The 11,366-nt window shown below is 69.1% G+C and carries 10 protein-coding genes; 4 read left to right on the top strand and 6 right to left on the bottom strand.

Annotated features, from left to right (window positions below; genetic code table 11):
* Positions 1–103: 103 nt before the first annotated feature.
* The 4 genes from ACXN5S_RS03825 to ACXN5S_RS03810 all read right to left on the bottom strand — a co-directional run bounded on the left by ACXN5S_RS03825 (position 104) and on the right by ACXN5S_RS03810 (position 4,229).
* Complete coding sequence (locus ACXN5S_RS03825; RefSeq protein ID WP_458604059.1) at positions 104–475, bottom strand: VOC family protein; 372 nt, start codon at positions 473–475, stop codon at positions 104–106.
* Positions 472–1,269: a metallophosphoesterase gene (locus ACXN5S_RS03820; protein WP_458604058.1), complete on the bottom strand. Its 798-nt coding sequence runs from the start codon at positions 1,267–1,269 to the stop codon at positions 472–474. The genes ACXN5S_RS03825 and ACXN5S_RS03820 overlap by 4 nt, the downstream gene beginning before the upstream one ends.
* Positions 1,270–1,362: 93 nt before the next feature.
* Entirely contained in the window at positions 1,363–2,961 is a 1,599-nt protein-coding gene (gene serA / locus ACXN5S_RS03815; protein ID WP_458604057.1) for a phosphoglycerate dehydrogenase, read from the bottom strand.
* A gap of 113 nt (positions 2,962–3,074) precedes the next feature.
* Entirely contained in the window at positions 3,075–4,229 is a 1,155-nt protein-coding gene (locus tag ACXN5S_RS03810; protein WP_458604056.1) for a phosphoserine transaminase, read from the bottom strand.
* 232 nt (positions 4,230–4,461) lie between these two features.
* On the opposite strand from ACXN5S_RS03810, the gene ACXN5S_RS03805 reads away from it, so the two are divergent.
* Positions 4,462–5,364: a Stf0 family sulfotransferase gene (locus ACXN5S_RS03805; RefSeq protein WP_458604055.1), complete on the top strand. Its 903-nt coding sequence runs from the start codon at positions 4,462–4,464 to the stop codon at positions 5,362–5,364.
* The gene (gene serB, locus ACXN5S_RS03800) at positions 5,361–6,239 is read left to right on the top strand and encodes a phosphoserine phosphatase SerB (protein WP_458604054.1); all 879 of its coding nucleotides are present in this window, start codon (positions 5,361–5,363) and stop codon (positions 6,237–6,239) included. The genes ACXN5S_RS03805 and serB overlap by 4 nt, the downstream gene beginning before the upstream one ends.
* Before the next feature lie 208 nt (positions 6,240–6,447).
* Here serB and ACXN5S_RS03795 read toward each other — a convergent pair whose 3' ends face one another.
* Both ACXN5S_RS03795 and ACXN5S_RS03790 read right to left on the bottom strand, forming a co-directional pair.
* Entirely contained in the window at positions 6,448–7,749 is a 1,302-nt protein-coding gene (locus ACXN5S_RS03795; protein WP_458604053.1) for an HlyD family type I secretion periplasmic adaptor subunit, read from the bottom strand.
* Positions 7,746–9,488, bottom strand: coding sequence for a type I secretion system permease/ATPase (locus ACXN5S_RS03790; protein WP_458604052.1), 1,743 nt, complete (start codon positions 9,486–9,488; stop codon positions 7,746–7,748). Before ACXN5S_RS03790 ends, ACXN5S_RS03795 begins: the two co-directional genes overlap by 4 nt.
* 250 nt (positions 9,489–9,738) lie before the next feature.
* Here ACXN5S_RS03790 and ACXN5S_RS03785 point away from each other — a divergent pair, with 250 nt between their 5' ends.
* Together ACXN5S_RS03785 and ACXN5S_RS03780 are read left to right on the top strand one after the other, a co-directional pair.
* Positions 9,739–10,569 carry an MlaA family lipoprotein gene (locus ACXN5S_RS03785; protein WP_458604051.1) on the top strand — a complete coding sequence of 277 codons (831 nt, stop codon included), beginning with the start codon at positions 9,739–9,741 and terminating at the stop codon, positions 10,567–10,569.
* Between the two features lie 3 nt (positions 10,570–10,572).
* Positions 10,573–11,160, top strand: a complete 588-nt coding sequence (locus ACXN5S_RS03780) for an MlaC/ttg2D family ABC transporter substrate-binding protein (RefSeq protein ID WP_458604050.1) — start codon at positions 10,573–10,575, stop codon at positions 11,158–11,160.
* Positions 11,161–11,366 lie beyond the last annotated feature (206 nt).

Here is an 11,366-nt window from a genome sequence, read left to right as displayed (position 1 = left end):
CTTGCCCGGGTCCTGGCACTGGCCAGTCGAACCGTGCGAGCGGTGCGAGATCGACACACCGTGCGTGGGTGGGTGGGCGGGAGGCCTGCCCGGGCAGCGGCGCTCAGGCCGGGGCGCTGGTCTCGGCCATGAACTCCACCCGGTTGCCGAAGGGATCGTCGGTGAAGAAGCGGCGGCGCCCGGCGATGGCCTCGTCCCAGCGCACCGGGTGGCCGGCATCGCCCAGCGCCTTTGCCAGCGCATCCAGATCGGGCACCGCGAAGCAGGGATGCGCCTTGGCCGCCGGCACGAAGGGCTCGGCCACGCCGAGATGCAGCTCCACCGCCCCCGCCCGCAGCCAGAGGCCGCCGCGCCCCGCCAGCCCCTCGGGCTTGGGCAATTCGGTCCTGCCCAGCAGATCCACCCAGAAGGCGCGGCCCGCAGCCTCGCCCCCGGCCGGGATCGCCAGCTGCACATGGTCGATCCGCCAAGTCACAGGAAGCTGCCGGCCGGGGCCAGCGGCTCGGCACCGTCCCAGGTCAGCAGCGTCCAGCCGCCTTCGTCATCCAGCATCGCCGGAAAGAGCGGGCGGCCATAGGCGGCGCCGCCGTCGAGATCGAGCCGGTTGCCGAAATGCGTGGCATGCTCCAGCGCCGTGTGGCCATGCACGATGAGGTGGCCGTGGTCGCGCTCGTCTTCGAGGAACCCCTTGCGGATCCAGATAAGATCGTCCTCGACCTGGTCCTCCATCGGCACGCCCGGGCGGATGCCGGCATGGACGAAGATGCACCCGGCCTCTTCGCGCCAGAGCGGCAGGCTGCGCAGGAAATCCACATGCGCCTGCGGCACAGCCTCGCGCGCCTCGGCGACCAGATCGTCCAGCAGCTCATGCGGCACGTCGTCCAGCCCCTTGCTGGCCAGGGTGCTCATGCCGCCGCCCAGCGGATGGTGCAGGCCCGGCGCTGCGAAGTAGGAGGCCAGCGTCGCGCCGCCGCCCAGCGCCCGGTTCAGCCAGCCCTTGCCGGATTTGATCTCGGGGTCGTGCAGGTCGCCTTCCTGCAGGAAGCGCAGGAACATCCGGTCGTGATTGCCCTTCAGGCAGAGCCAGTTGCGCCCCTCGGCCATTCCGGCGGAGAGCCGCTCCAGTACACCCTTCGAATCCGGTCCCCTGTCGGTGTAATCGCCGAGGAAGATGATGCGGGCATCCGGACCTCCCTCTGCCTCGATCCGGGCGAGGGCCTTCTCCAGTTCGGCGAGCTGGCCGTGAATGTCTCCGACAGCGAACAGCACGAGCGCCCCCTTCTGGTTACCCCAGCGACTTGAACGAAACGGCCCCGGGCTTCAACCCGGGGCCGCCTGTGATCCTTGCGATGTCGGGCCCGCCTATTCGGCGAGGTCGAATTCCAGCGCCTTGACCTGCTGGAACAGCTTGGTCTCGCGCAGCTTGTCGAGCACCGGCTCCGGCACGCGCTCGTCGACATAGAGGATGGCGATGGCCTCGCCCTTCTTCGCCGAGCGACCGAGGGTGAAGTTGGCGATGTTGACGCCGTTTTGTCCCATGGTGTTGCCGAGCGCGCCGATGATGCCCGGCTCGTCCTGGTTGGTCGTGTAGACCATGTGGCGCCCGATCTCGGCATCGATGTTGATGCCCTTGATCTGGATGAAGCGCGGCTTTCCGTCGGAGAAGATCGTCCCCGCGACCGAGCGCTCGCGCTTGTCGGTGACGGCGGTGATCTTGATGTAGCCCTCGAACATGCCCGACTGATCCTGCCGGGTGGTCGAGACCTTCACGCCCCGCTCCTTCATCATGACGGGGGCAGAGACCATGTTCACGTCGGGGTTGCCGCGGCGCAGGATGCCGGCGATCGCGGCGGAGTTCAGCGCGGCGGTGTTCATCCCCGAGACCTGACCGTCGTAGAGGATGTTGATGGCTTTGACCGGCTCGTCCTGCATCTGGCCGACGAAATTGCCGAGGTGCCCGGCGAGCGCCACCCACGGGCCCATGACCTTCGCCTCTTCGGCGCTGATCGACGGCATGTTGATGGCGTTGGTCACCGCGCCGGTCAGCAGGTAATCCGACATCTGCTCGGCGACCTGCAGGGCGACGTTCTCCTGCGCCTCGGAGGTCGCGGCGCCGAGGTGCGGCGTGACGACGACATTGGGCAGACCGAAGAGCGGGTTCTCCTTGGCGGGCTCTTCGGCGAAGACGTCGAAGGCGGCACCGGCGACCCGGCCCTCCTTGATCGCCTCGGCGAGAGCCGCCTCGTCGACCAGACCGCCACGGGCGCAGTTGACGATGCGCACGCCGGGCTTGAGCTGCGCGATGCGCTCGGCGGAGAGGATGTTCTTCGTCTGCTCGGTGAAGGGCACGTGCAGGGTGATGAAATCGGCGCGGCGGGTCAGCTCGTCGAGCTCGACCTTCTCGACGCCGATCTCCGTCGCCCGCTCTTCCGACAGGAAGGGGTCATAGGCGATGACCTTCATCTTCAGGCCGAGCGCGCGGGAGCAGACGATCGAGCCGATGTTGCCGGCGCCGATGACGCCGAGCGTCTTGCCCGTGATCTCGGTGCCCATGAAGCGGGATTTCTCCCACTTGCCGGCATGGGTGGAGGCGTTGGCCTCGGGGATCTGCCGGGCCACCGACATCAGCATGGCGATGGCATGCTCGGCGGTGGTGATCGAGTTGCCGAAGGGCGTGTTCATCACGATGATGCCCTTCTTCGACGCGGCCGGGATGTCGACATTGTCGACCCCGATGCCAGCGCGGCCGATGACCTTGAGGTTGGTCGCCGCCTCGATGACCTTCTCCGTCGCCTTGGTGGCGGAGCGGATGGCGAGGCCGTCATACTGGCCGATGACCTCAAGGAGCTTGTCCTTGTCCTTGCCGAGATCGGGCTGGAAGTCGACGTCGATGCCGCGATCCTTGAAGATCTGCACGGCGGCGTCCGAGAGTTTGTCGGAGATGAGAACGCGGGGGGCCATAGGGCTTGGTCCTTGCATTGGATGGGTCGGGGCGGTGCGTGGCGAGCACGCACCCTACGAATTGCGGGATCGGCAGGCGCGGTAGGGTGCGTGCTCGTCACGCACCGCCACCGTCACGCCGCTTGAGAGAGGGCGTCGATCTCGGCCTGATACGCCCAGTCGAGCCAGGGCAGCATCGCCTCGATATCCGCCGTCTCCACCGTCGCACCGCACCAGATGCGCAGGCCCGCCGGGGCGTCGCGATAGGCGCCCACGTCGAGCGCCACGCCCTCGGCCTCCAGCCGCTTGGCCACGGCCTTGGCGAAGGTGGCGCCATCGGTGATGCGCTCATCGGTGAACTTCAGGCAGACCGATGTCGTCGAGCGCGTCGCCTCATCCTCGGCGAGGTTGGCGATCCAGTCGCGCTCGCCGCAGAAATCCCAGATCGCCTGCGCATTGGCCTGGCTGCGGGCGATGAGGCCCTCAAGGCCGCCGACGCTCTTCGCCCAATCGAGCGAGAAGAGGTAATCTTCCACGCAGAGCATCGAGGGCGTGTTGATCGTCTCGCCCTTGAAGATGCCCTCGATCAGCTTGCCGCCCTTCGTCATGCGGAAGATCTTCGGCAGAGGCCAGGCGGGGGTGTAGCTCTCCAGCCGCGCCACCGCGCGGGGGGAGAGGATCAGCACGCCATGCGCCGCCTCGCCGCCCAGCACCTTCTGCCAGGAGAAGGTGGTGACATCGAGCTTGTCCCACGGCAGCGCCATCGCGAAGGCGGCGGAAGTCGCGTCGCAAATGGTCAGGCCCGCGCGGTCCGCCGGGATGGCGTCGCCGTTCGGCAGGCGCACGCCGGAGGTGGTGCCGTTCCAGGTGAAGACGACATCCTTGTCGAAATCGACCTGCGCGAAATCCACGATCTGGCCGTAATCGGCGGTTTTCACCTCGGCCTCGATCTTCAGCTGCTTGACGACATCCGTCACCCAGCCGGCGCCGAAGCTCTCCCACGCGATCATCTCCGCCGGGCGCTCGCCGAGGAGAGACCACAGCGCCATCTCCACCGCGCCGGTGTCGGAGGCGGGGACGATGCCGATGCGGTAATCGTCGGGCACGCCGAGGATCTCTCTGGTCTGCTGGATGGCGGCGGCCAGCTTGTCCTTGCCCACCTTGGCGCGGTGCGAGCGGCCGAGCGGCGCGTCGCTCAGGGCCTCGGGCGTCCATGTCGGGGGCTTGGCACAGGGGCCGGAAGAGAAGCGCGGATTGGCCGGGCGCTGGGCCGGCTTGTCGGTCATCATTGCTGATACCCTCTCAGATATTCGCCCTTCGTTGGGGAAGGGTGTCCCGCCGCCGCAGATACGCCCCGCCCCGGCGGCCCACAAGCCGCAAATGGCCGGTGATGCGCCGCATTCGCACGATCGGCCCCTCTCCGCGTCCATCATCGGAAACTTCGGCCCCGCCCGCCCGCGCCGTTTGCCCCCGCCGCGCGCCCCTGCTATCGCGCTGCCTGCACCTGCCGGAGCCGCCGCCTTGTCGCCCGCCCTCTTCCAGAAACTGGCCAACCGCCTGCCGGCCGGCCCCTCGCTCACCCTCAGCCGCCTCGGCGAATACTGGCTCGCCCGCCCCTTCGCCGGCGTGCCCGACCGCCCGCGGTTTCGCGAGCTGCAGGAGGCGAAGGGCCTGCCCGGCATCCGCTATGCGCTGTTCTTCACGCCCCGCAGCGGCTCATCCCGCATCACCGATCTGGCCCAGCAGGCCGGCGGCCCGGGCGACCCGGGCGAGATGTTCAACCCCAACTTCACCCATGCCATCGCCAAGCGCTATGGCGCCCAGAGCCGCGAGGCTTTCCACCGCCTGTCGCTGCTCGAACGGCAGAGAGACGGAGTCTTCGGCTGCGAGATAACCTATGCGCATGTGCTGGCCAGCTTCGGCGGGGCGGAGCGCTTCTTCGCCGCCATCCAGCCCACCGCGCTGCTGTGGTTGATTCGCGAGGATATCGTGGCTCAGGCCCTCTCCGTCTCGCGCAAGCTGCAGACGGGCCACGCACACAGCCCCGGCATCTCGGATGAGGTGATCCAGGCCGATGAGGCCGCCTTTACCTACGATGCCCGTGCCATCCGCGGCGCCCTTCTGCGAATCCACAACATGGAGCAGCGCACCGAGGCGCTGCTCGCCGCGCAGCCGCTGGCGCCCCTGCGCCTGAGCTACGAGCAAAGCATCGCCATGAGCGAGGCCGAGCTTCTGGGCCGCATCGCCGCCCATGTCGGCGCGCCGCCGCCGGGGCCGGTGCCCTTCGAGCCGCGGCACCGCAAGCTCTCCGGCAGTCGCAGCCGCGACTATGCCCAGCGCTTCCGCGAGGAGAATGCCCGCCTCCTCGCCCGCATCGACGCCGCCCGCCAGCCGATGCTGGCCAAACTCCGCGAGGCTCCATGACCTGCATCGCCGTTCTCATCGCCCGCCCCGGCGAGCTCGAACCCGCTCTGGCCGACGCGCTCCGCAGCGCCTGGGGCGGCGGGCCTCTGCGCTGGCTGGCCCCACGCGAGGCCGCCGAGTTCGCCATGCCGGCGGCCCCGGGCAACGCCGCCGAGGTCTGGGCCGATCTGCAGGGTCAGGGCGTCGATCTGGCCGTTCTGCCAGAGCATGGCCGCCGCAAGCGCCTGCTGCTGGCGGATATGGACAGCACGATGATCCGCCAGGAATGCATCGACGAGCTGGCCGATGAGGCCGGCGTGGGCCAGCAGGTCGCCGCCATCACGGCCCGAGCGATGAACGGCGAGCTCGATTTCGAGGGCGCCCTGCTGGAGCGTGTCGCCCTGCTGAAAGGGCTGCGTGAGAGCATCATCGACGAGGTGCTGGAGCGGCGCATCACCCTCATGCCCGGCGGGCCGGCGCTGGTGGCGACGATGAAGGCGCATGGCGCCCATGCCGTGCTGGTCTCCGGCGGCTTCACCGCCTTCGCCGGGCCGATCGGGAAGCGCCTGGGCTTCGACGTCTCGCGCGCCAACCGGCTTCTGGCCGAGGATGGCCTGCTCACCGGCGATGTCGCCCGCCCGATCCTGGGGCGCGAGGCCAAGGTGGCGACGCTCGAAGAGCTGGCGACGACCCTTCGGATATCCGAGACAGAGGTGCTGGCGGTGGGCGATGGCGCCAACGATCTCGGCATGCTCGGCCGGGCCGGGATGGGCGTGGCGCTGCATGCCAAGCCCAAGGTGCAGGCCGAGGCGCAGCTCAAGATCAACCACGGCAACCTCACCGCCCTGCTCTACCTGCAAGGCTACGCAAAGAACGAGTTCGCCGCCCCCCTCTAACACTCGCCCGCACCCGCGCCCCTTCCCCCTCGCTTTTCCCGAAATATCCCGGGGGTCGCCATTGGTGGCGCCATTGGTTCGAGCCCCAATGGCGACGGGGCTGACCCCCCGCGGCGCTCCCTCTCACCCCGCACCCCCTCCCCCGCCCCGCGACCCCGCTGCCCTGGCACGCGGGGTGGGCGGGCGGGAGCGTGTCAGGGCAGCGGGCTCAGGTCTCGCGGAAGGCCTTGGCGAAGTAATCGGTGAAGGGTTTGAGGAAATAGGCCATCGGGCTGCGGGCGGCGGTGGCGATGAAGGCCTCCACCGGCATGCCGGGCAACAGGTCCATCCCCTCGGGCAGGCGGGCCAGCTCACCCTCGTTCAGCTCGATCTGGGCGCGGTAGAAGCTGCGGCCCGTCGCCTCGTCGTTGAAGCTGTCGGCAGACACCTGCATCACCCGCCCGTCCAGCTCCGGCGTCTGGCGCTGATCGAAGGCCGAGAAGCGCAGCCCGGCGCTCTGCCCGACGTAGATCTGGTCGATATCCTGCGGCGCCACCTGCGCCGTGATTACCAGCGGCCTGTCCTGCGGGATGAGATACAGCAGCGGGTCGGCGGCGACGACCACCGAGCGGGGCGCAAAGACCCGCAGGTTGTAGACGATGCCCGAAACGGGCGCGCGGATATCCAGCCGGTCGATCCGGGTGAGCAGCTGGTGGCGCCGCTCTGCGAGGTCGATCTCGGTATATTGCAGATCGCGCAGGGTAGAGATCGCCTCTTCGCCGCGGGTCGCGTCGATCTTGATGATCTCGATCTCGGTCTCTGTGATGCGCCCCTGCGCCTGGGCGGCGGCGGCGGTGAGCTCGCCGTGGCGCCCTTCCAGATCGGCCTTCTCGCGCTCCAGCGCCAGCACGCGGGCGGCCTGGGCGAGGCCGCGGTCGAGCAGGGATTGCTGGCTTTCCAGCTCGCTCTGGATGAAGCCGATCTGCTCGGTGATCGCCGTCTTCTGCGCCTCGATCCCCTCGATCTGCGCCTCGATCTGCTCGATCCGCCGCTGCAGCTGGTCGCGCACCTGATCTTCCGAGACGCGTCGCGCGGCGTAGAGCCGGCGCTGACCCTCCATCAGCTCGGTGGCGACGGGATTGTCGGTCTCCAGAAGCAGCGGGTCGAAGGCCAGATCGTCGGTGATCTCCACCTCTGCCTCGAAGCGGGCACGGCGGGCGAGGATCTCGAAGAGCTGGCCCTCGACGGCGGCCAGCTCAGAGCGGAGGTCGTCCTCATCGAGGCGGATCAGCAGCTGGCCCGCCTCAACCGTGTCGCCCTCCTGCACGAGGATCTCCTCGACGACGCCTCCGTCGGGATGCTGCACAACCTGGCGGTTCTGCTCGACCTCGATACGACCCATGGCGATGACGGCGCCGGTGATCTGCGTGTAGATCGCCCAGCCGCCAAAGCCGCCGACGAGCAGCAGAATGGCGATCAGCCCACCCATCAGCGGGCCGCGCACCGGCCAGCCGGCCACGCCCGCGCTCATGACACGCCTCCGCCGGCGCCGCTGGCCTGCGCGATCTCCTGGTGATTGCGCACCATTTCGCGCAGCACCTCGTCCTTCGGGCCAAAGGCGCGGCGGCCGCCATTCTCGATCATCAGCAGCATGTCGCATTCCTGAATGGCCGCGGGGCGGTGCGCCATGATCAGAATGGCGGCGCCTTCGGCCTTGAGCTGGCGGATGGCCTGGTTCAGCGCCTGACTGCCTTCGTTGTCGAGGTTCGAGTTCGGCTCGTCGAGCACCAGCAGCACCGGGTCGCCATACATGGCGCGGGCAAGCCCGATGCGCTGCATCTGCCCGCCGGAGAGGCGCCCGCCCGACTGGGTGACGCGGGTGTCATAGCCATCGGGCAGCGCCTTGATCATCTCATGCGCCCCGGCCCGCTCCGCCGCGCGCACGATCTTCGCCGGGTCGGGCTTGTCCTGCAGGCGGGCGATGTTCTCGGCGATGGTGCCATCGAACAGGCTGATGCGCTGCGGCAGATAACCGATGTATTGGCCCAGCACGTCGGGATCGTATTGGTCGAGCGCCGCGCCATCCAGCCGCACGCGCCCGGCGGCCGGCTTCCACAGCCCCGTCAGCGCCCGGGCCAGCGTGGATTTTCCGGAGCCGGAAGTGCCGATCACGCCCAGCGCCTGCCCCGGCTCGAGCCGGAAGGACATCATGCGCAGCGCCGCGACGCTCTCGCCCGGGGGGATGACGGTGACCTGTTCGACCTCGAGCTTCGCCTTCGGGCGCGGCAGGGCGGTGCGCAGCTGCTGCTCGGGCACCTCGCCCAGCAGCACGGCGAGCCGGCGCCAGCCCTCGCGGGCGCGCTGGAACGAGGCCGCCTGGCCGACCAGCATCTCCACCGGCGCCAGCGCCCGGCCCATCAGGATGGACGAGGCGATCATGGCGCCGGGGGTGACCGCCTGCTGCAGCACCAGATAGGCGCCAAGGCCCAGCATGGCGGACTGGATGAACAGCCGGAAAGCCCGTGTCGTGGCGGTGAACCCGCCCGTGCGGTCGGTCGCGCCGATGGTGGCGACGAGAGCGCCGTCGCGCGCCACCTTCCAGCGGTCGAAAGCGGCGCTGCGCATGCCGAGCGCCTGCACCAGCTCCGCCTCCTGGCGGATCTGCGCGCCCTCGGCCTCGGCCTTGAGCGTGGCGGAATTGGCGCTGGAGAGCGGCTGGCGGGCATAGAGCTGGTTGGCGATGGCAAGCGCCACCAGAACTGCCGCCCCGGCGAGGGCCAGAAAGCCCAGCCAGGGGTGGAAGAGAAAGATGCCGAAGAAGAACAGCGGCGCGAAGGGCAGATCGAACAGCGCCGCCAGCGCCGGAGAGCCAAGCAGCCGCTGGATCGATTCCAGATCGCGCAGGGCGTTGCCGGCCACCACGTCTGACCGGCCCTGCGTGGTGCCGCGCAGCGCGGCGGCAAAGACGCGCCGGTCGAGACGGGCCTGGAAGCGCGCGGCGATGCGGCCCATCAGCCGGCCGCGCACCGCGTCGAGAATGCCCATCATCAGGAAGAGGAAAGCGACGATCACCGTCAGCGCCAGCAGCGTCTGCAGGCTGCGGCTGCCCAGCACGCGGTCGTAGACGTTGAGCATGTAGAGCGGGCCGGTGAGCATCAGCAGGTTGACGAAGAAGCTGAACAGCCCGACCGCCCAGTAGAGCGGCCGGCTTTCGGCGCGCGCTGCCCGCAGCTCTGCCCGACCCGCTGCGCCTGAATCGCCCTGTGCCATCTGCGCCCTTCTGCCGCCGCGCCATGCTTGTGTCATGCGCGGTTTACGTCGCGATGCCCAATATTGCCATAACGCAGGCCCGGGGCTCACAGCTCGATGCCGGGGCTGTGTTTCGCGCGCCGCGCCCGGCAGGCTCTCGCTGACGTGAGGCACGCTGCCGCCGCGTCGCTTGCCCGGAGAGACAAATCCCGTAAACAAGGGCGCAACAAGATGGCCGGCCTTCGCGGCCCGACAAGGAACGACCGAGCAGATGAACGCCCGCCCTCTCGCCGCCGGCATTGCCTTTTCCGCGCTCGCCGCGCTGACCGCCTGCTCGCCCGCCCCGCCGGGGGTGGAGATCCACGACCCCTATGAGGCGCAGAACCGCGCCGTGCATGCCTTCAACACCAGCGTCGATACCGCTGTGCTGCGCGACCTCGGCCAGGCCAGCAACGCCCTGCCCGATGGCATCGGCGCGGCCATCGTCACCTTCTCCGACAATTCCTCGCTGCCCGGCATGGCGGTGAACAACCTGCTGCAGGGCAACCTTGAGGATGCCGCCGTCAATTCGGGGCGCTTCGTCTTCAACATCGTCTTCGGCCTGCTCGGCTTCGGCGACCCGGCCGCCGAGATCGGCCTTTACGAGCGCAGCACCGATTTCGGCGAGACCCTCGCCGTCTGGGGCGTGCCCGAGGGCGCCTATCTGGAGCTGCCGCTCCTTGGCCCCTCGACAGAGCGCGACGCTTTCGGCGAGGTGGTCGACCGGGTGCTGAACCCGCTCGACTACATCGGCAGCGAAGCGGCGGATGCCTATTCCCGCGCCGGCACCTATGCCTATGTCGGCGAGCAGATCGTCGAGCGCGGCCAGTTTTCGGGCACCGTCGACGGGCTGCTCTACGAGAGCGCAGACAGTTATGCCCAGGCCCGGCTGGCCTATCTGCAGAACCGCCGCTTCGAGACCGGCCAGGCGGGCGGCAATGCCGGCGCCCCGGCCGCCGATGCCGGCTTTATTGACCCCTTCGCCGATGAGGACGGGACAGGCGGCGCGGCCAGCGCCGCCGCTTATCCCGGCTTCGTCGATCCCTTTGCCGATCTGGAGTAAGCCATGATCACCCGCCGCCAACTTCTCACCAGCGCCACAGCCGCCGCCGCGGCGACTGCCCTGCCCCTGCCGGCCCTCGCCGTGAGCCAGCAAAGCGCCATGCAGCTGGTCAGCCAGCTCGTCGCCGAGGTGAATGCCGTCATCTCCTCGGGCAGGGAAGAAAGCGCCATGCTCGCCGAGTTTCAGACGATCTTCCTGCGCCATGCCGACGTGCCCACCATCGCCGCCTATGTGCTCGGCCCGGCCCGCCGCTCTGCCAGCGCGGCGCAGATGCAGGCCTTCATGCAGGCCTATTCCGGCTATGTGGCCCGCAAATACGGCGGGCGCTTCCGCGAGTTCATAGGCAGCGAGATCGAGGTGGTCACCGCCCGCGACCTGCCCCGCGGTGTCGAGGTGGAAACCCGCGCCCTGCTGCGCGGGCAATCGCCCTTCCGCGTCGACTTCCATGTCGAGGATTCGACCGGGCAGCCGCTGTTTTTCAACCTCATCATCGAGGGCGTGAACATGCTGCTATCCGAGCGGCAGGAAGTGCTGTCGATGCTCGACCAGCGCGGCGGCAACCTCGACCAGTTGATCGCCGATCTGCGCTGACGCGGTTTGCCGCGGCGGGGCCCAGGCCCGGCGGCGGGTAAGCTGGCGAGCGCCGGAGGGGGGCTGTCTGCCCCCCGTCGCCTTGCAGGCGACTCCCCCCGAGGATTTTGCAGGAGCAAAGACAGGGGGCCGGGCTGCGGGCCGCGCTCGGCTGGGATCGGGGCAGGCGCTCGGGGCGAGCCGGTGTGACGGGGCCGGCGGCGCGG

The sequence above is a fragment of the Pseudoroseicyclus sp. H15 genome (assembly GCF_054353345.1).
The sequence above is the reverse complement of the archived record's forward strand: the minus strand, read 5'-3'. Positions and strand labels throughout refer to the sequence as shown.

Excerpts from the sequence above, each read along its gene's own strand:
- serA (WP_458604057.1), bottom strand. The coding sequence starts at position 2,961 with ATGGCCCCCCGCGTTCTCATCTCCGACAAACTCTCGGACGCCGCCGTG.
- ACXN5S_RS03810 (WP_458604056.1), bottom strand. The coding sequence starts at position 4,229 with ATGATGACCGACAAGCCGGCCCAGCGCCCGGCCAATCCGCGCTTCTCT.
- serB (WP_458604054.1), top strand. The coding sequence starts at position 5,361 with ATGACCTGCATCGCCGTTCTCATCGCCCGCCCCGGCGAGCTCGAACCC.
- ACXN5S_RS03795 (WP_458604053.1), bottom strand. The coding sequence starts at position 7,749 with ATGAGCGCGGGCGTGGCCGGCTGGCCGGTGCGCGGCCCGCTGATGGGT.
- ACXN5S_RS03790 (WP_458604052.1), bottom strand. The coding sequence starts at position 9,488 with ATGGCACAGGGCGATTCAGGCGCAGCGGGTCGGGCAGAGCTGCGGGCA.
- ACXN5S_RS03785 (WP_458604051.1), top strand. The coding sequence starts at position 9,739 with ATGAACGCCCGCCCTCTCGCCGCCGGCATTGCCTTTTCCGCGCTCGCC.
- ACXN5S_RS03780 (WP_458604050.1), top strand. The coding sequence starts at position 10,573 with ATGATCACCCGCCGCCAACTTCTCACCAGCGCCACAGCCGCCGCCGCG.